The sequence below is a fragment of the Burkholderia sp. BCC1644 genome, from assembly GCF_902833225.1.
Taxonomy (GTDB): domain Bacteria; phylum Pseudomonadota; class Gammaproteobacteria; order Burkholderiales; family Burkholderiaceae; genus Burkholderia.
This window is the reverse complement of sequence record NZ_CADFEI010000009.1, coordinates 233,648-253,577: the sequence shown is the minus strand read 5'-3', so window position 1 is coordinate 253,577 and position 19,930 is coordinate 233,648. Positions and strand designations below refer to the sequence as shown.

The following is a 19,930-nucleotide window of genomic DNA, read 5'->3' as shown; positions in this document are numbered from 1 at the left end:
TACATGAGGGAGTAAGGTCGTGCTCAATCGTCTGGTCGGTCGCCTGGAAAGGTTCTTCTTCGGTCATCGCGCGCTCGTGCTCGCGGCGATCGCGTTGTTCACCGTTGCGATGGCCGTGTTCGCCGTGCAACTGCGCATGGATGCCGGCTTCGAAAAGCAGATGCCGATCGGGCACGAGTACATCCGCACGTTCCAGCAGTACCGGAACGACCTGCTCGGCGCGAACCGGATCACCGTGGTCGTGCGGGCGAAGCACGGGTCGATCTGGTCGAAGGAGGGGCTCACGCGGCTGTACGACGTCACGCAGGCCGTCACGTACCTGCCGAATGTCGACCGGATCGGCGTGCGCTCGCTGTGGACGCCGAACGCGTTCGTCAACGAAGTGACCGACGAAGGCTTTCGCGCTGAGCCGATCATTCCCGGCACGGTCACGCCCGACCAGTTGACGCCGGACGTCGTGGCGCGCGTGCGCCGCGCGACGACGCTCGGCGGCTACGTCGGCACGCTCGTGTCGCACGGCGAGGACAGCGCGATGATCACGGCCGAGCTGAACGAGCGCGACAGCGCGGGCAAGGTGCTCGATTACGTCGCGTTCAATCATTTGCTCGAAAGCAAGATCCGCAAGCCGTTCGAGGATGCCGGCTACGACATCCAGATCATCGGCTTCGCGAAGCAGATCGGCGATATCGCCGACGGCGCAACGGCCGTGCTCGGCTTCTGCGCGGTCGCGCTGCTGCTCACGGCACTCGCGGTGTACTGGTACTGCCATTCGGTGCGCTTCACGGTGCTGCTGATCGCATGCTCGCTGACGTCGCTCGTGTGGCAGTTCGGCACGCTGAAGCTGCTCGGTTTCGGGCTCGATCCGCTCGCGGTGCTGGTGCCGTTCCTCGTGTTCGCGATCGGCGTGTCGCACGGTGTGCAGCAGGTGAACTTCATCGTCCGCGAGATCGCGCACGGGCAGAGTTCGTTCGATGCGGCGCGCCACAGCTTCAGCGGCCTGCTGATCCCCGGTGTGCTCGCGCTGATTACCGCGTTCGTATCGTTCATCACGCTGCTGCTGATTCCGATTCCGATGGTGCGTGAGCTGGCGATCACCGCATCGCTCGGCGTTGCATACAAGATCGTCACGAACCTGATCCTGCTGCCGGTCGCCGCGTCCTGCTTCAACTTCACGAAGTCCTACGCGGACAACTCGCTCAAGCGCGCGCAGCAGCGCGCGAAGCCGCTGCGCGCGCTGGCCCGCGTGGCCGAGCCGAAGTATTCGAGCCTCACGGTCGCGCTGACGGTGGCGATCTTCGCGCTCGCCGCCTGGCAGAGCCGCGATCGCGTGATCGGCACGCTGCAGCCCGGCGCGCCGGAACTGCGCGCGGACGCGCGCTTCAACCGCGACGCGACGTCGATCGCCGGCAACTACGACATGGGCCTCGACTGGCTGACGGTTGCGATCGAGTCGAATGGCAAGGCCTGCGACAACGCGGCGGTCGGCCTGTACGAGGACGACTTCTCGGCCGCGATGCGCACCGAACCGGGTGTCGTGTCGGTGCAGTCGTACTCGGCGATGCTGCGGGCATACAACCAGGGCTACAACGAGGACTTCCCGAAGATGAACGTCGTGCCGATCGACGGCGAGAACTATGGCGCGGTGTCGGTCGATGTGTCGCGCATGAAGGGTTTCATGAGCCGCGATTGCGGGATGACGGCCGTGCACCTGTTCCTGACCGATCACAAGGCGACGACGATCAACCGGATTCTCGACGACGTGAAGCAGTACCGCGCATCGCATCCGCTCCCCGGCATCACGGTGCGGCTGGCCGCGGGCAATGCAGGCGTGCTCGCCGCGACGAACGACGAAGTCGAGAAGAGCGAGTTGCCGATGATGCTCTACGTGTACGCGGCGATCCTGATCCTCGTGTTTCTCGCGTACCGCGACTGGCGCGCGATGCTGGCCTGCTGCCTGCCGCTGTCGGTCGCCACCTTCATCGGTTACTGGTTCATGAAGGAGCTGCAGATCGGGCTGACGGTCGCGACGTTGCCGGTCATGGTGCTGGCGGTGGGTATCGGCGTCGACTACGCGTTCTACATCTACAACCGGCTGCAGGTGCATCTGGCGGGCGGCCAGGACATCGTCAAGGCCGTGCAGCACGCGATGCTCGAAGTGGGTGTCGCGACGATCTTCACGGCCATCACGCTGGCGATCGGCGTCGCGACATGGAGCTTCTCGGCACTGAAGTTCCAGGCCGACATGGGCAAGCTGCTCGCATTCATGTTCGTCGTGAATCTCGTGATGGCGATGACCGCGCTGCCTGCACTCGCGTCGCTGCTCGAGCGCTGGTTCCCGCGCCGCAAGCCCGCCCGCGCACCGGGCCTGTTCAGCCACTGAAGCCGACAACATCCCGACGGAGATTCACTCATGGTCAAGACTCTCGCAGTTTGCGGCGTACTTTGCCTTGCGGCGGCTGCCTTCGAACGTTTCCATGAAGCGGTTGCCGACCGGCCCGCGCCGGCGCATGCGTTCACGACCGACGCAACGCGCGTCGCCGTGCGTCACGCCACGCCGGTCGAACCGGGCGTCGCTCCATCGCCGAACGACGGCAGCGCCGAGCGGCAGACGGCCGCCGCGGCCGCGCAGGTGGCGAACAAGCCGCCGATCGTTGCGCTCGGCGTAGCGAATTCGGGCTGGCCGGCGTTGTTCAGCCACTGACGCCCGCGCATACCACTACAGAGGTTCATCCATGATCAAGACGCTAGTTGCCTGTACCGCGCTCTGCTTTGCCGCGACGGCTTTCGCGCAACCGCCGGGCGGAACGGTCGCGGCCTGGGCCGCGAAGCCCGCGCACGCGTGGCCCGCGCCGACGCACATGATGCTGATGGACGCCACCCGCGCCGGTTCGCGGATCGTGGCGGTCGGCGAACACGGCATCGTGTTGCTGTCCGACGATGACGGCAAGAACTGGCGGCAGGCGCGGCGCGTACCGGTGTCGGCGACGCTGTCGGCCGTGACGTTCGCGGATGCGAAGCACGGCTGGGCCGTCGGCCAGTGGGGCGCGATTCTCGCGACCGACGATGGCGGCGACACATGGGTCACGCAGCGGCTCGACACGTCGGTCGACCAGCCGCTGTTCTCGGTGCTGTTCACGAATGCACGGGACGGCATCGCGGTCGGCCTGTGGTCGCTGCTGCTGCAGACCCATGACGGCGGCAAGACGTGGGCGCGTACGACGCTGCCGAAGCCGCCGGGCGGCGGCAAGGCCGACCGCAATCTCTATCACGTGTTCGCTGACGCCGAGCATGCGCTCTACATCGTGTCCGAGCAGGGGATGGTGCTCAAGTCGGCCGATGGGGGCGCGAACTGGACTTATCTGCCGACGGGCGGAAAAGGCACGTTGTGGTCGGGCGTCGCGATGCCCGACGGCCGGATCGTGGTCGGCGGGTTGCTCGGCAGCCTGTTCGAGAGCAGCGACGGCGGCACGACGTGGGCCGCGCAGCACACCGGCACGCGCAGCTCGATCACCGATCTCGTCGCAACGGGCGGCGGGCTGGTCGGCGTCGGCCTCGACGGACTGACGTTCGCGCAGCGCGTGGCAGGCGGCCCGTTCGACGTCGCACAGCGCGCGGATCGCGCGACGCTCACCGCTGCGCTGATCGATGCACGCGGCAAGCCGGTGCTGTTTTCGCAGGGCGGCGTGCTGGCTGCGCCATGAGTTGTGGTTGAACCCGCAAGAACGCAAGGAAGGATGGAGTACGCAAAATGAAGAACAAGTACAAGCCGGACATGCAGGCCCGGCGGCGGATACTGCGCGCCGCGGCTGCGGGCGCCGCGTCGCTCGCGGCCGGCGAGGTGTCGTTCGCGGAAGGCGCGGCATCGGCCGCCCCCGATCGTGGCGTGTTCGATGTCGTCGTCATCGGCGCCGGGCTTGCGGGGCTCACCGCCGCTCGCGATCTGAAGCGCGCAGGGTGCGAGTCGTTCGTCGTGCTGGAGGCGCGCGATCGCGTCGGTGGACGGACCTACAACCACGATCTCGGGCATGGCGTGGTGTCCGAAGCCGGCGGCCAGTGGATCGGCCCGGGCCAGACGGCGATCGCCGATCTCGCGCGCGAACTCGGTGTCGATACGTTCCCGACTCATTACGCAGGCAAGACGGTCGTGCTGGCCGGCGACGCGCGCGTCGCGCAGGATTTCCATGGCGGCTCGGGCGGCGACGACGCGATCGGCGCGAAGCTCGGCGCACTTGCACGCGGTGTGCCGTCTCGCGAACCCTGGACCGCGCAGCATGCGGCGGAGCTCGACAAGCTGACTTACGGCGACTGGCTGCTCAAGCAGGGCGTGACCTACGAGGACGGCTACTTTCTCGGCCTCGCCGCGAAGCTGTCGCTTGGCGGTGCACCGGCGCAGCTCGGGCTGCTGCACTACCTGTCGATGATCAACAGCGCCGACTGCGACTATGCGAAGCTCGAATCGATCAAGGGCGGCGCACAGGAGACGCGCTTCGTCGGCGGCTCGCAGGTGTTGAGCATCCGGATGGCGAACGAACTCGGCGAGAAGGTGCGACTGTCCTGCCCGGTGCGCAGGATTTCGGGCTGGGATCGCGACGTGGTCGACGTGCAGACCGATCGCGGCATGCTCCGCGCGCGGCGCGTGATCGTCGCGCTCAATCCGGCGCTGTGCCAGCAGATCGCGTTCGATCCGCCGCTGCCGGACGGCCGCGCGCAACTGCAGCGCAACTGGCCGGCGAATGCGCCGATGCGCAAGACGGTACACGTGTACGACCGTCCGTTCTGGCGCGACGAAGGCTGCAACGGGCAGATCTTCGAGGTCGGTGGCCCCGTGTTCATGGCGTACGACAACTCGCCGCCGGACGGCTCGGTCGGCGTGCTCGCCGCGTTCGTCGCGCCGGGTGCGCTGCCGGCTGAACCGAAGGCCGCCGAACGGACGCTGTCGGCCATCTTCGCGCGCGCGCTCGGCGACAAGGCGCTGCATCCGACGCAGTTCCACGACTACGACTGGGGCCGCGTCGATCCGTGGACGCTGCAGTGCATTCATCCGCTGCCGCCGGGCTTCTGGACGAAATGGGGCAAGTACCTGCGTCCGGAGGCCGGCCGCCTGATCTGGTCGGGTACCGAAACGGCCGACCTGTGGCCCGGTGCGATGGATGGCGCGGTGCGCTCGGGGCACCGCGCAGCGCTGCAGGCGCTCGGCAAGCTGGCTAGCCGTGGCGGGGAGGCCTGATGAAACGAATCTGGAAGATCGGCGTCGCGCTGGCGGTCGCGGGCGTGCTGGCGGGCGGCGTGCTGTACGGGCCCGACCTCGTCGACGGCATGCGTTACCAGAGGGCGATGGCCGCGATCGGCGGCGCCGACACGGCCAACGGCGGCGCATGGCCGCAGCCGCAGGAGACGTGCTTCTTCTGCCACGGCGTGCATGGCCAGTCGCAGAACGCATGGTATCCGTCGCTGTCCGGCCAGCCGGCCACCTATATCGCCGCACAACTGCGCGCGTTCGCGACCGGCCAGCGTAGCAACGCCTACATGGCGCCGCTCGCACGCGAACTCGACGACGCGAAGATCGACGCGCTGGCGACCTATTTCGCGCGGCAGGCGCCGGCACGCAACGAGGCCGTGGCGGCAGATGCCGCGCTCGACGGGCACGGGATGGCGCTGGTGGAGGCGCGAAGCTGCCGCGCGTGCCACGGCGCGGCGCTGACGGGCAAGGATCCGGCGCCGCGCCTCGCGGGCCAGGGGCAGCTTTACCTGGAGTCGCAGCTGGCGGCGTTCCGCTCCGGTGAGCGGCGCGATCCCACCGGCGCGATGAACGGGCTGGCCGCGACGTTGTCGGGCGACGACACGCGTGCGGTCGCGCACTATCTGGCCGGCCTGTCGCCGGACGGGGCGGCCCGATGATGCGCGAAGGGCGTCAGGGCCGGGAATACCCTGCCTTTTTCTTTGCCGTTTACTTTGTCATAGTGACCTAAGATTGGTAATGTGTTCTACAAAAGAGCACCCCCGGATGTGAAGCGGCAGTACCCGATTTTTGACCGAACCGGTTTTCAACAACTCACGTATCAGGAGACAACCATGGCTAAGCACCCCGTCGTCGTTTATGGCGCAAGCGGTTACACCGGCATGTTGATCATGGACTGGCTGATCGACCAGAACATCCCGTTCACGGCGGTCGCGCGCAACGCGGGCCGCACGAAGGAAATGATGGCGCAGCGCGTCGTGCGCCTCGAATCCGCGGAATACGAAATCATCGAGGCGGAGCACGACGTCGATGCGCTCGTGAATGCGTTCAGCGGCGCGAAGGTGGTGTGCAATACGGTGGGGCCGTTCTCGAGCTTCGGGCTCGTCGGCGTGGAAGCCGCATTGAAGGCCGGCTGCCACCACCTCGATACGACGGGCGAACAGTCGTATATCCGCGACGTGCGCGACCAGTTCGGCGAGCTGTACCGTCAGGCCGGCCTGCTGGTGTCGTCGTCGAACGCGTACATGTACACGTTCGCCGAGATCGCCGCCGAGCTCGCGCTCGAGACGCCGGGTATCGATGCGCTGGAAACGGCCACGCTGACGCGCGGCCCGCGCGGCGCGGCCGGCGTGAGCATCGGTTCGACCGCGACGATCTTCGACGGCGCGCGCCACGAATCCTGCTACCTGTGGGAGAAGGCGCTCGTGCCGCACGCGCCGGACGCATCCTTCACCGTCGCGACGCCCGAACTCATGCAGCCGGTGTTCTGCCTGCCGTGGGGCGGCACGTCGCTGCCCGTCTACTTCGAGCGCGATCCGCGCGTGCGCAGCTGCATCTCGTGCGTGGGCTTCTACGACAACAACGTGATGAAGCTGGTGCACCAGTTCGGGCAGAAGTGGGAAGCCGAATACAAGCACCTGCCGCGCGAGCAGCAGGACGCGGTGCTGAAGCAGGTGGTCGCGTCGACCACGCCGACGATGCCGCCGCGCGAGCGCACGACGATCCAGCGCAGCGTCGACTTCGCGATCGGCCGCGGCCAGCTCGCATCGGTGCGCGCGACCGTGCACGGCATCACGCCGTACATCTCGACGGGTGCGATCCACGCGGCCGGCGTGCTCAAGCTGCTCGACGGCGACGTCGCGCGCACGGGCTTCGCGTCGGGCTCGAAGGCATTCGGCCATCGCTACCTGCTCGGCTTCCTCGAACAGCGCGGGCTCGCGCGCGCCACGGTCACGCAACTGTGACGGCCGCCGCCGCACCGGACCAGACCCAACGGAACTTGTGACATGGCCATTATCGATTTCTACGACCGCGGGTGGCGCCTCAATCCCGACGGCATCGCCTATATCCAGGACGAGCGCAGCTACACGTTCCAGGAGATCGGCGAGCTGTCGTGCCGCATCGCCAACGGGCTGCTCGCCGCCGGCTTCGCGAAGGAGGCGAAGGCGGCGGTGTGGGCGGACAACGACGTGATCGGCTGGAGCTGCGCGCTCGGCATGTGGCGCGCCGGGCTCGCATATATCCCGGTGAACGGGCGCAACGCGGTGGCCGAGAACCAGTACGTGCTCGATGCGTTCGACTGCGAGGTGCTGTTCTTCCACCAGGCGTTCGCGGCCGCGATCGACGCGTTGCGGCCGCGCCTGCCGAAGATCCGGCTGTGGGTGTGCCTCGATGCCGACCTGCCGTGGGCGCCGTCGCTGGCCACCTGGAGCGAGCGCCAGCCGGCGACGCTGCCGGTCGTCGATTACGCGATGGACGACGTCGTCGCGCTGTCGGCGACGGGCGGCACGACCGGCGCGCCGAAGGGCGTGATGAACACACACCGCTCGCTGCAGACGTACTTCGCGCAATTCATGATCGCGATGACGTATGGCGACGCGCGCCCGGTGAATCTCGCCGCGGCGCCGATGACGCACACGGCCGGCATGATGTCGCTGCCGTGCACCGCGCGCGGCGGCACGGTCGTCGTGCTGCCGAAACCCGACCCCGCGCTGCTGCTCGGCGCGATCGTCAAGCACCGCGTCACCGAGTTCTTCCTGCCGCCGACGGTGATCTACCGGCTGCTCGACATCCCCGGCATCGACAAGGTCGATTTCTCGTCGCTGCGCTACTTCCTGTACGGCGCCGCGCCGATGTCGGTCGAGAAGCTCAAGCGCGCGATCGACGTGTTCGGTCCGGTGATGACGGGCGGCTACGGTCAGACCGAGGCGCCCGCGTCGATCTCGTACCTGACGCCGGCCGAGCATTTCGTCGATGGCCGGTTCGCCTCGGACGAGCGGCTGGCGTCGGTCGGCCGCCCGAACCCGCTGGTGCGCGTCGAGATCGTCGGCGAGCGCGGCGACGTGCTGAAGCAGGGCGAGACCGGCGAAATCTGCGTGCGCGGCGACCTCGTGATGAAGGGGTACTACAACGCGCCGGACAAGACGGCCGAAACGATCGTCGACGGCTGGCTGCACACGGGCGACATCGGCCATCTCGATGCCGACGGTTATCTGCACATCACCGACCGCAAGAAGGACATGATCATCAGCGGCGGCTTCAACGTCTATCCGAGCGAGGTCGAGCAGGTGATCTGGGCGCATCCGGCGGTGCAGGACTGCGCGGTGATCGGCGTGCCCGACGACACATGGGGCGAGGCCGTGAAGGCCGTCGTCGAGCTCAATGCCGGCCAGCAGGTGAGCGCGGAAGAACTGGTTGCGCTCTGCAAGGAGAAACTCGGCTCGGTGAAGGCGCCGAAGAGTGTGGACTTCGTCGCCGCGCTGCCGCGCAGCACGGCCGGCAAGGTGCTGAAGAAGGACCTGCGCGAACAATACTGGCAGGGCCAGCAACGCAGGATCTGAGCCTGATTAATACGGATTCCATACGATGAGCAACATCTACATTGCCGGCATTGCGATGACCGTGTTCGGCCGGCATCTCGACCGCAGCCTCGACGACCTGGCGAGAGAGGCGCTGCAGCGCGCGTTGCGGGACGCCGGCTGCCATGCCGATGCGATCCGCGCGGCGTTCTATTCGGGCATCACCAACGGCGCGTTGCAGGGGCAGCTGTCGATTCCCGGCCAGGTCATCTTCAGCAAGATCGGCATTGAAGGCATCCCGGTGTTCAACGTCGAGAATGCGTGCGCGTCCGGCAGCACGGCCGTGCACCTCGCCGTGCGGGAGCTGCAGTCGGGCGCGTGCGACGTCGCGCTCGCACTCGGCGCGGAAAAGATGAACGTCGCGGACAAGGCGAAATCGTTCGCGCTGTTCGAGGCCGGCTGGGACGTGTCGCGTGTCGACGAGAATTTCGCGACGCTCGCCCGGCTCGGCGAAGGGATCGAGCCGCCGCCCGGGTCGGAATCCGATCGCCCGTACAGCCGTTTCATGAAGATCTACGCGGCGATGTGCCGGCATCACATGCACACGTACGGCACGACGCAGCGGCAGATCGCCGCCGTGTCGGCGAAGAATCACGGGCATTCGGTGCACAACCCGTATTCGCAGTTCCGTCAGCCGTTCACGATCGACGAGGTGCTGGCGGCCGCGCCGATCACGTACCCGATCACGCTGCCGATGTGCGCGCCGCTGTCGGACGGCGCGGCGGCCGCGATCCTTTGCACCGAGGAAGGGCTGGAGCGCATCGGCGCGGATCGCGGCCGCTGCATCCGGATCGCCGCGAGCGTGCTGCGCAGCTTTACGCGGCGGCGCATCGACGAGCCGCACAAGCACATCGGCCGGCTCGCCGCGCTGCAGGCGTACGACCAGGCCGGCGTGGGGCCGGAGGACATGGACGTCGCCGAAGTGCACGACGCGTCGGCGATGGGCGAAATCATCCAGGCCGAGAACCTCGGCTTCGTGCCGCCCGGCGAAGGCGGCCCGGCCGCCGAGCGCGGCGAATTCACGCTCGGCGGGCGCATTCCGATCAACACGTCGGGCGGCCTCGAATCGAAGGGCCATCCGCTCGGTGCGACCGGCATCGGGCAACTGTACGAGCTGGTCACGCAGTTGCGCGGCGAAGCGGGCGCGCGGCAGGTGGACGGCGCACGCCATGCGATCCAGGAGAACGGCGGCGGCTTGCAGGGCGTCGAAGAGGCTGCGCTGGCGATTCACATTCTCAGCAGGGACTGACGGAGGCGGACATGGGCAACGCACACGGCGCGATGGCGTTCGGGCAGGTAGCGCAGGCGGGGCAGGCAGGGCAGGCAGGGCAGGCGACGGGCGGGGTCGGCGCGGCTGCGTCGATGCAGGCGGCGGGCGCCGACGCGGCCGGGCCGCTGGCCCGCTGGGGCGAGGAAATCCGTGCCGATGCGGCGTTGCAGAAGTATCGCCCGGTCGGCGGATGGATCGAGCGGCCCGAGCCGGTGCAGCCGCCGCTCGAAGGCGACGTCCGCGCGGACGTGATCGTCGTCGGTGCGGGCTTTGCCGGCCTGTCCACCGCGCTCGAGCTGGCCGCGCGCGGCGCGAGCGTCGTCGTGCTCGAACGCGAGTTCGCGGGCTTCGGCGCGAGCGGCCGCAACGCCGGTTATCTCGCCGGCGGCCAGGGGCTCGAATACGACCTGTTTCTCAAGCGGGTCGGCCGCGAACAGGCGAAGCGGATCGTCGGCTTCTATGACGAAGGCGTCGCGTATGTCGAACGCAAGCTCGCCGAATACGCGATCGATTGCGACTACCGTGCGTCGGGCATCATTCGCGCGGGCGTGCATCCGTCGCAGGAGAAGCGCTTGCGCGAGAGCATGGCGACCGGCATCGAACTCGGCTCGCCCGCGCAGTTTCTCGATGGCGCGGCGATGCGCGAGCGCGGGATTCCGCCGGCCTTCCTGTTCGGCGCGTACGTGCCGGGCGGCGGCACGCTCGATCCCGGCAAGTACGTGACGGGGTTGCGACGCGCGGCGCTCGCGGCCGGCGTGAAGCTCTACGAGAACACCGCGCTGCTCGAATTCGAGGAAGACGAGACGGTGCGCGTTCGCACCGCACGCGGCAGCGCGAGCGCGCCCGTGCTGGTGCTCGCGACCAACGCGTATACGCCGCAGCTCGGCCTGCTTGGCGACAAGGTGATGCCGTTGCGCGTGTCGGCGCTCGAAACCGAGCCGCTGTCCGATGCGCAGCTCGCAGCGCTGGACTGGCCGAATCGCGAGGGCATCGTGACGCCGCACCTGACGATGGAGAGCCATCGCCTCACCGCGCGCAACACGCTGCTGCTGACGACCAAGCGGCTGCACTACGTGTACGGATCGCAGACCCCGAACGTGCCCGACGACGACGCGTATCGCGCGCTTCTGAAGACGCTGCACGCGCGTTTTCCGCAACTCGGCAACGTGCCGGTGCGCGCGTGCTGGAGCGGCTACATCTCGTTTGCGGGCGACGCGTTGCCGGTGATCGGCGCGGCCGGCGCGCACGGGAACGTGTTCTACACGGCCGGCTGCTCGGGGCATGGCGTGGGCACGCAGTCGCTGGTCGGGCGCCTGCTGGCCGAGCGGATCGGGGACGGGCAATCGCCGCTGCTCGACGCGCTGGCGCACAAGTCCCCGTCGGTGCCGCCGGAGCCGTTGCGATGGTGTGCGGTCAATGCGATGCTCGGCGTCGCGAACCTGCTCGACGATCGCGTGAACCGCAAGGTGCGGCCGATGTAGCGGCGCACGCGCGCGTCGCGACGCGGCAACGTGGGTCCGGCGGGGCGGCCCGGCAGAAGGGCCGCTCGATGGAAAATGAAGCGCGCATCGGGTATAGTCGTTTGCGCTCCGTAAGGTACGGAGCGTCCCTTCGACGAAGCCGAAACGCCACCTTCACGACGAACACGATGACAGTGTCCAACGAACCGCGCAGCAGCAAGAAGCGGCGCACTTCGACTGCCACCCCCGCAGCAGCCGGCAACCCGGACGGGTTGCGCGCGCAAGGCCTGCGCACGCGCAACACGATCATTCGCGTCGCACGCAAGCTGTTGCTGGAAGGCGGCCCGCTGGAATTCTCGCAGCGTGCGGTTGCCGCGGCCGCGGGGATCAGCGTCAGCAATCTGCAGTACTACTTCCCGACCCGGATCGCCGTGTTGCGGGCCGTCATCGAGCCGGTCATCGATACGTACCTCGACGACATGAAGCGCGCGATCAGCAGCGACGCTTCGCCGCGCGACGTGTTCGAGGAGATCCTCGAGCGTTCGATCAAGGATGCGAAGGATGCCAAGTACAACGCATTGTTCCGGCACTTCCTGTCGTTCGCGGCCACCGATCCCGAGTGCTTCAAGCTCTACGACGAATGGTATGCATCGCTCACGCGCGACCTCGCGCAGTTACTGCGCGCGGTCAATTCCGCGCACAGCGCGGCCGATAGCCGGCATGCGGCGACGATGCTGATCGCGCTGGCCGACGGCTTCGCGATGCAATACGGCACCGGGCGCCATACGCAGGCGCTCGACGCGTATTTCACCGCGACCTCGCGCGCGATCGCGTACGGCACGCTGGCGGTTCCGGCCGGCAAGTAACCGCGCGAGCCCACAGCGGCAATGCGGGAAGAGACAGGGGAATACCCTGTCTTTTTTTTGCTTCCTGCGTTTGTCATGATGACCTATGTTTGGTATGTATTACTAGATGTGGGATGGCCGGGCGCATCCGCTGTCCGGCCAACATGATTCGAGTCCAGGAGGAGAACGGAGATGATTCGTCTGAACAAGTCCGCGGCGCTGCCCGTGGTCGGCATGACCGGCTTCGAGACGCCGTTGAGCGAAGAGGAAAGCGCAATCCAGCACACGGTTCACCGCTTTGCGCGCGACGTGCTGCGGCCGATCGGCCGCGAGCTCGACCGGATGACGGCGGAGGAGGTGATCGCGCCCGGCTCGCCATACTGGGCCGCGATCGTCGAGAGCGCGAAGCTCGGGCTCGATCCGCAACTGATCGCGCAGTTTCCGCCGGAAACGGCCGTGCGCATCGAGTCGTTGATCGGCGAGGAGCTCGGCTGGGGCGATTCGGGCCTCGCCGTGTCGATCGGCGCGGCCACGATGCCGCTGATGATGGCGCATACGGTCGGCAATCCCGAACTGGTCGAGATGTGCGCGGGCAAGGTCGGCTGCTGGATGAACACGCAGCCCGATCGCGGGTCGGACGCGGCGATCCTGTATCGGCAGGAACTCGGCGCGAACGGCCGGCAGCCGGTCGGCAACGTGACCGCGAAGGTCGGCGCGGACGAGATCGTGATCAACGGACAAAGCTCGGCGTGGATCTCGAACGGCTCGGTCGCGCAGGTCGCGCTCGCGTACATGGCGGCCGACTACGGCGACGGCTTTTACGGGGAAGGCGAGCGCAGCGCGTTCACGAACGGCATCGCGATGATCCTGCCGCTCGACCTGCCGGGCATATCGCGCGGCAAGCCGCTCGACAAGATCGGCCAGCGTTCGCTGCCGCAGGGCGAAATCTATTTCGACAACGTGAAGGTGCCGAAGCGCTTCGCGGTCGCGTTGAAGGACGACTATCTCGGCAACCTCGCGTCGACGTGGTCGTATGCGGGCACGCACATGTGCCAGGTGTTCGTCGGCGCGGCGCGCGCCGCGTTCGAACTGGCGCTCGCGTATTGCCACGAGCGCAAGCAGGGCGGCGCGCTGCTGATGGATCACCAGATGACGCACCTGCGCATCGGCGAGATGCTGCGCCGGCTCGAGATGGCGCGTGCGATCGCGCGCCGCAGCCTCGCGTTCTCGCGGATGTCGCCGCAGAGCCATCCGTACGCGACCGCGCAGGCGAAGGTGAGCGTGACCGAGGAAGCGATGAAGATCACGCACGAGGCGTTCCAGCTGTTCGGCGGCAACGGCACCACGCGCGAGTTCCCGATCGAGAAGCTGTTTCGCGACGTGCGTTCGGCGCTGATCGAGGATGGCGAGAACTACGTTCTCGCGTCGCGCCTCGGCGTGCTGGCCGGGCACCTTTATCAGAACGGGTGGACGCGCGAGTAAGCGGCGCGAGGGAGCGGGGGCGCGCGCCGGTTCGGCCGGTCCGGCGACGCGTTCCGTCCCGGTGAATCGGGGATTCCCATGGTGAATACCCGCTCATTCATCAAATAAATTTTAAAAATGGTCGCCCGCTGGCTATGCTGAATCCTTCACTCAGGCGGGCATGCGATGGCTGAACTCTTTCTGGTACGGCACGGGCAGGCGTCGTTCGGCACCGACGACTACGACCGGCTTTCCGCGGCGGGCGAGCAGCAGGGCGCCTGGCTCGGCGAATACTTCGCGCGGCAGGGCCTGACGTTCGACCGCGTGATCTGCGGCACGATGACCCGCCATGCGCAGACGGTCGACGCGATCCTGCGCGGGATGGGCCGCGAAGGCGTGCCGGTCGACCGCCATCCCGGCCTGAACGAATACGACTTCCACGGGTTGTTCGCGGCCGCCGCCCGCGACTACCCGGAGATCGCGCGGCTTGCCGCCGGCTCGATGAAGGAGCATTTCCGCGCGCTCCGGCAGGTGCTGCAGCTGTGGACCGAGGACAAGCTCGGCGAAGCGGCCCCCGAAACCTGGTCGCATTTCCAGCAGCGCGTGGCCGATGCACGCGCCGCGATCCGCCACGGCGGCGGCCAGCGCGTGCTCGCGGTGAGTTCCGGCGGCCCGATCGCCGCCACCGTCCAGCAGGTGCTCGCGGCGCCGCCGTCGAGCGCGATCGCGCTGAACCTGCAGATCCGCAACAGCAGTCTTTCGCAGTTTTTCTTCAACGCTGATGCGTTCCACCTCGCGTCGTTCAACGGCATCCCGCATCTGGAGGATCCCGAACGGCACGCATGGCGGACCTACGGCTGACCCACGAACGACACGCGACGATGACGAACCCTTCCCAGCAACTCGACACAGCCCGCCTCACGCGCTATCTGGAAACGCACGTGCCGGGCTTCGAAGGCCCGGTCGACACGGAGAAGTTTGCCGGCGGCCAGTCGAATCCGACTTTCCTGCTGCACGCGAAGAGCGGCCGCTACGTGCTGCGCCGCCAGCCGCCGGGCGAACTGCTGAAGTCCGCGCACGCGGTCGACCGCGAATTCCGCGTGCTGACCGCGCTGTCGGGCACCGCGGTGCCGGTCGCACGGCCGTATCACCTCTGCGAAGACCGCGACGTGATCGGCAGCCTGTTCTACGTGATGAGCTTCGAGGACGGCCGGATCTTCTGGGATCCCGCGCTGCCGGAACTGCCGAAGGCCGATCGCGCGGCGTGCTACGACGCGCTGCTGCAGACGATGGCCGCGCTGCACGACGTCGATGTCGGCGCGGTGGGCCTGGCCGACTACGGCCGACCCGGCAACTACTTCGAGCGCCAGATCGGCGTGTGGACGAAGCAGTATCGCGCGGCCGAAACCGAGCGTCTCGACGCGATGGAGACGCTGATCGACTGGCTGCCGAAAGCCTGCCCCGAGGACACGGGCCGGCCGGCGCTGGTGCACGGCGATTTCCGGATCGACAACCTGATGTTCGCGCGCGACGGCTATCGCGTGCAGGCCGTGCTCGACTGGGAGCTGTCGACGCTCGGCAATCCGCTCGCCGATCTCGCCTATTTCTGCATGTGCCTGCGGCTGCCGACCGGCGGGCAGGTGCGTGGGCTCGCGGGCCAGGATCGCGACGAACTCGGCATTCCTGACGAAGCGGCGATCGTCGCGCGTTACTGCGAACTGCGCGGGATCGAGCCGATCCGCGACTGGCACTTCTATCTCGCGTTCAGTTTCTTCCGGCTCGCGTCGATCGCGCAGGGCGTGAAGGCGCGCGCGCTGCAGGGCAACGCGTCGAGCGAGCAGGCGCTGCGCGTCGGCGCGATGGCTGGCCGGCTGGCCGAACTGGCCGTGAGCGTGATCGACGCGCATCGCTGAAAGCGCCGCGATCGTACGCGGCCACACGACATACCCATCAACAATGGAGGAGCGAGACAACATGGCAACGAATCTGTTCGACCTGACCGGCAAGATCGCGCTGGTGACGGGCGCAAGCCGCGGCATCGGCGAGGAAATCGCGAAACTGCTCGCGGAGCAGGGCGCGCACGTGATCGTGTCGAGCCGCAAGCTCGACGACTGCCAGGCCGTGGCCGACGCGATCGTCGCGGCGGGCGGCCGCGCCGAGGCGCTGGCCTGCCACGTCGGGCGGCTGGAAGATATCGCGGCGACGTTCGAGCACATCCGCGGCAGGCACGGGCGGCTCGACATCCTCGTGAACAATGCGGCCGCGAACCCGTATTTCGGGCACATCCTCGATACGGATCTCGCCGCCTACGAGAAGACCGTCGACGTGAACATCCGCGGCTACTTCTTCATGTCCGTCGAAGCCGGCAAGCTGATGAAGGAACACGGTGGCGGCGCGATCGTCAACACGGCGTCGGTGAACGCGCTGCAGCCGGGCGACCGGCAGGGCATCTACTCGATCACGAAGGCGGCCGTCGTCAACATGACGAAGGCGTTCGCGAAGGAGTGCGGGCCGCTCGGCATTCGCGTGAATGCGCTGCTGCCGGGGCTCACGAAGACGAAGTTCGCAGGCGCGCTGTTCGCCGACAAGGACATCTACGAAACCTGGAAGGCGAAGATCCCGCTGCGCCGCCACGCGGAGCCGCGCGAAATGGCCGGCACCGTGCTGTATCTCGTGTCGGACGCGGCGAGCTACACGAACGGCGAATGCATCGTCGTCGACGGCGGCCTGACGATCTGAACGCGCGATGAAAATCGACAGCTACGCCGGCCAGGCCGTGATGATCACCGGCGCCGCGAGCGGCTTCGGCGCGCTGCTCGCGAGCGAACTCGCCGCGATGGGCGCGCGGCTCGCGCTCGGCGACCTGAACGGCGAAGCGCTCGAACGCGTGGCCGCGCCGCTGCGCGCGGCCGGCGCCGACGTGATCGCGCAGCGCTGCGACGTGCGCGTCGAAGCGGACGTGGCGGCGCTGGTGCATGACGCCGCCGAGCGCTTCGGGCGGCTCGACGTCGGCATCAACAACGCGGGCATCGCCCCGCCGATGAAGGCGCTGATCGACACCGACGAGGCCGATCTCGACCTGAGCTTCGCGGTGAACGCAAAGGGCGTGTTCTTCGGGATGAAGCACCAGATCCGCCAGATGCTCGCGCAGCGCGAAGGCGTGATCCTGAACGTCGCGTCGATGGCCGGGCTCGGCGGCGCGCCGAAGCTGGCCGCGTACGCGGCGTCGAAGCATGCGGTGGTCGGGCTCACGAAGACGGCCGCGCTCGAATACGCGCGCCACGGCATCCGCGTGAATGCGGTGTGCCCGTTCTACAGCGCGACGCCGATGGTCACCGACAGCGATATCGGCGACCGCCAGGACTTTCTCGCGCAGGGCTCGCCGATGAAGCGGCTCGGCCGGCCCGACGAAATCGTCGCGACGATGCTGACGCTGTGCGCAAAGGAAAACACGTATCTGACCGGGCAGGCCGTCGCCGTCGACGGCGGTGTCTCGGCCTTCTGACCGAACGGAACACGAAAATCTCGAGGAGTCGATCATGGACTTTGGCTACACCCCGAAAGTGGAAGCACTGTGCGAACGCGTGCGCGCATTCATGGACGCGCACATCGTGCCGCGCATCCGTCAGTGGAACGAGGAAGTGCATGCGGGCCAGTATCCCGTGTCGTTCATGGAGGAACTGAAGGAGCGCGCGAAGGCGGAAGGGCTGTGGAACCTGTTCCTGCCGCACCTGAAGGACGACGAGCCCGGCACGGGCCTGACGAACCTCGAATACGCGCCGCTCGCCGAGATCATGGGGCGCGTGAGCTGGGCGTCGGAAGTGTTCAACTGCAATGCGCCGGACACCGGCAACATGGAGCTGCTGCACATGTTCGCGACGCCCGAGCAGCGCGAGGAATGGCTGCTGCCGTTGCTGCGCGGCGAGATCCGCTCGGCGTTCGCGATGACGGAGCCCGACGTCGCGTCGTCGGATGCGACGAACATCACGACGCGCATCGAGCGCGTGGGCGACGAGTACGTGATCAACGGCCGCAAGTGGTTCATCACGAACGCCGCGCATCCGAACTGCAAGATCTTCATCGTGATGGGCAAGACCGACCCCGATGCCGAGTCGCACCAGCAGCAGAGCATGATCCTCGTGCCGCGCGACACGCCGGGCGTGACGATCGTGCGCAACATCACGGTGGTCAATCACCATGCACCGGAAGGGCATTGCGAGATCACGTTCGACAACGTGCGCGTGCCGGCGCGCAACCTGCTCGGCGAGGAAGGCAGCGGTTTCGCGCTTGCGCAGGCGCGCCTCGGGCCGGGCCGCATCCACCACTGCATGCGTTCGATCGGCGCGGCCGAGCTGGCGCTGGAACTGATGGTCGACCGTGCGCAGTCGCGCGTCGCGTTCGGCAAGCCGCTGAACCGGCACGGCACCGTCGGCGAATGGATCGCGCGTTCGCGGATCGAGATCGACCAGGCGCGCCTGCTGGTGCTGAAGGCCGCGTGGATGATCGACAAGGTCGGCGCGAAGGCCGCGCGCAAGGAGATCTCGATGATCAAGGCGCTCGTGCCGACCGTCTATACCGATGTATGCGACCGCGCGATGCAGGTGTTCGGCGCGGCGGGGTTGAGCCCCGATACGCCGCTCGCCGACCTGTGGACCTGGGGCCGCGCGCTGCGCTTCGCCGACGGCCCGGACGAGGTGCACCTGCAGGCCATTGCGCGGATGGAGATCAAGGACGGCGAGCCCGGTTCGACCGCGCCGTACCTGACGCCGCCGCTGCGCGGCTGAGCCTCCGCTCGATTCGTCTGGCGAACATGGACGAACGGGCGGCGCGCGCCGTAAGATGTGGGGCCTGTTCCCGCTCATAACGGGCTTGCGCTGGCCGCCAGAAGGGCCGAGCGCAAGGATTGCGACGAAGCGAATACTCAATGTATTCGCAAGGAGCATGACGCCGCGATCGGCCCTTCTGGCGGCCAGCCCCACGAACGAATTTTCCCAAACAGGGGAACGTGCGTTGCCGGCCGTATTGCGGCGTCGATCGTCACTTGTTTGGCTTGGCCAAACGGCGCTCCTCTCTCCTTGCACTACGACCGGCAACGCGCGTTCGCAAGCCCGTTATGAGCGGGAACAGGCCCCCTGGAGATCCGGCGATGCGCTTGACGAAGATTGATCTGAACCTGTTCGTCGTATTCGAGGCGATCTACAACAAGCGCAACCTGACGCGCGCGGCCGAGGTGCTGAACCTCACGCAGCCGGCCGTCAGCAACGCGCTGGCGCGGCTGCGCAAGACGCTGAACGATCCGCTGTTCGTCAGCACGCCGGCCGGGATGATGCCGACCCCGATGGCCGAGAACATCGTCGGCCGTGTGCGCGAGGCGCTGCAACTGCTCGATTCGAGCGCGCACGAGGGCGACGTGTTCGATCCGGCGTCGTCCGAGCGCGTGTTCCGGCTCAGCATGAGCGACCTGACCGAAGCGCTGCTGCTGCCGGCGCTCGGCGAACTGCTGCAGACGCATGCGCCGGGCATGCACGTGCGCAGCTACACGATGGATCGCCGCGAAGTCGCGACCGCGCTCGCGAACGGTTCCGTCGACATCGCGATCGACGCGCCGCTGATCGGCGATCCGCACCTGCACCAGGCGCTGCTCGTGCAAGACCGCTACGCCTGCATGATCCGCGACGACCACCCGTTCAAGGGCGACACGCTCACCATGGACGACTACCTGTCGATGGGGCACATCCACGTGTCGAGCCGCCGCAAGGGCAGCGGGCACGTCGATGCGGAGCTGACGCGTCTCGGGCTGCGCCGCGACATCCAGATGCGCGTGCAGCACTACATGGTCGCGCCGCTGATCGCGATGCGCGGCGATCTCGCGCTGACGGCGCCGCTGCGGCTGCTGCAGCGCTATCCGGCGCGCATTCTCGAACTGCCGTTCGAGATGCCGGGGCTCGACTATTTCTGCTACTGGCATCGCAGTGCCGATCAGGACCAGGGCAGCCGGTGGCTGCGCGAACAGCTGATGACACTGATGGGCGGAATGGGCGAACCGCAGTGATCGAGCGCGGCGCGTGCGCGCCGCA

Annotated in this window: 17 protein-coding genes; all 17 read left to right on the top strand. The window is 67.5% G+C overall.

What is annotated here, in order from left to right; translation table 11 throughout:
- The first annotated feature begins 19 nt into the window (after positions 1-19).
- The 17 genes from HWX87_RS20015 (at position 20) to HWX87_RS19935 (ending at position 19,905) form a co-directional block, all read left to right on the top strand.
- Positions 20-2,380, top strand: a complete 2,361-nt coding sequence (locus HWX87_RS20015; RefSeq protein ID WP_176048728.1) for an efflux RND transporter permease subunit — start codon at positions 20-22, stop codon at positions 2,378-2,380.
- Positions 2,381-2,410: 30 nt separating this feature from the next.
- On the top strand, positions 2,411-2,701 hold the full coding sequence (locus tag HWX87_RS20010; protein WP_176048727.1) for a hypothetical protein: 291 nt from the start codon (positions 2,411-2,413) through the stop codon (positions 2,699-2,701).
- 31 nt (positions 2,702-2,732) lie between these two features.
- A complete protein-coding gene (locus tag HWX87_RS20005) occupies positions 2,733-3,701 on the top strand; it encodes a YCF48-related protein (RefSeq protein WP_176048726.1) in 969 nt (322 codons plus the stop codon).
- Between the two features lie 47 nt (positions 3,702-3,748).
- Entirely contained in the window at positions 3,749-5,227 is a 1,479-nt protein-coding gene (locus tag HWX87_RS20000) for an FAD-dependent oxidoreductase (protein WP_176048725.1), read from the top strand.
- On the top strand, positions 5,227-5,898 hold the full coding sequence (locus HWX87_RS19995) for a c-type cytochrome (RefSeq protein ID WP_176048724.1): 672 nt from the start codon (positions 5,227-5,229) through the stop codon (positions 5,896-5,898). The genes HWX87_RS20000 and HWX87_RS19995 overlap by 1 nt, the downstream gene beginning before the upstream one ends.
- A gap of 174 nt (positions 5,899-6,072) precedes the next feature.
- Entirely contained in the window at positions 6,073-7,203 is a 1,131-nt protein-coding gene (locus HWX87_RS19990; RefSeq protein WP_176048723.1) for a DUF5938 domain-containing protein, read from the top strand.
- A 42-nt stretch (positions 7,204-7,245) separates the two neighbouring features.
- Complete coding sequence (locus HWX87_RS19985) at positions 7,246-8,799, top strand: AMP-binding protein (RefSeq protein WP_176048722.1); 1,554 nt, start codon at positions 7,246-7,248, stop codon at positions 8,797-8,799.
- 25 nt (positions 8,800-8,824) lie between these two features.
- Positions 8,825-10,066: a thiolase family protein gene (locus tag HWX87_RS19980; protein WP_176048721.1), complete on the top strand. Its 1,242-nt coding sequence runs from the start codon at positions 8,825-8,827 to the stop codon at positions 10,064-10,066.
- An 11-nt stretch (positions 10,067-10,077) separates the two neighbouring features.
- Positions 10,078-11,568, top strand: coding sequence for an FAD-dependent oxidoreductase (locus HWX87_RS19975; RefSeq protein WP_176048720.1), 1,491 nt, complete (start codon positions 10,078-10,080; stop codon positions 11,566-11,568).
- Positions 11,569-11,735: 167 nt separating this feature from the next.
- The gene (locus HWX87_RS19970; protein WP_176048719.1) at positions 11,736-12,413 is read left to right on the top strand and encodes a TetR/AcrR family transcriptional regulator; all 678 of its coding nucleotides are present in this window, start codon (positions 11,736-11,738) and stop codon (positions 12,411-12,413) included.
- 171 nt (positions 12,414-12,584) lie between these two features.
- A complete protein-coding gene (locus HWX87_RS19965) occupies positions 12,585-13,874 on the top strand; it encodes an acyl-CoA dehydrogenase family protein (RefSeq protein WP_176048718.1) in 1,290 nt (429 codons plus the stop codon).
- A 165-nt stretch (positions 13,875-14,039) separates the two neighbouring features.
- Entirely contained in the window at positions 14,040-14,714 is a 675-nt protein-coding gene (locus HWX87_RS19960; RefSeq protein WP_176048717.1) for a histidine phosphatase family protein, read from the top strand.
- A 20-nt stretch (positions 14,715-14,734) separates the two neighbouring features.
- Positions 14,735-15,766, top strand: coding sequence for a phosphotransferase (locus HWX87_RS19955; RefSeq protein ID WP_176048716.1), 1,032 nt, complete (start codon positions 14,735-14,737; stop codon positions 15,764-15,766).
- A gap of 61 nt (positions 15,767-15,827) precedes the next feature.
- Positions 15,828-16,592, top strand: a complete 765-nt coding sequence (locus HWX87_RS19950) for an SDR family oxidoreductase (RefSeq protein ID WP_176048715.1) — start codon at positions 15,828-15,830, stop codon at positions 16,590-16,592.
- 7 nt (positions 16,593-16,599) lie between these two features.
- On the top strand, positions 16,600-17,358 hold the full coding sequence (locus tag HWX87_RS19945) for a glucose 1-dehydrogenase (protein WP_176048714.1): 759 nt from the start codon (positions 16,600-16,602) through the stop codon (positions 17,356-17,358).
- Positions 17,359-17,392: 34 nt separating this feature from the next.
- Positions 17,393-18,637: an acyl-CoA dehydrogenase family protein gene (locus HWX87_RS19940; protein ID WP_176048713.1), complete on the top strand. Its 1,245-nt coding sequence runs from the start codon at positions 17,393-17,395 to the stop codon at positions 18,635-18,637.
- Between the two features lie 362 nt (positions 18,638-18,999).
- Positions 19,000-19,905 carry a LysR family transcriptional regulator gene (locus HWX87_RS19935; RefSeq protein ID WP_176048712.1) on the top strand — a complete coding sequence of 302 codons (906 nt, stop codon included), beginning with the start codon at positions 19,000-19,002 and terminating at the stop codon, positions 19,903-19,905.
- Positions 19,906-19,930: the final 25 nt, after the last annotated feature.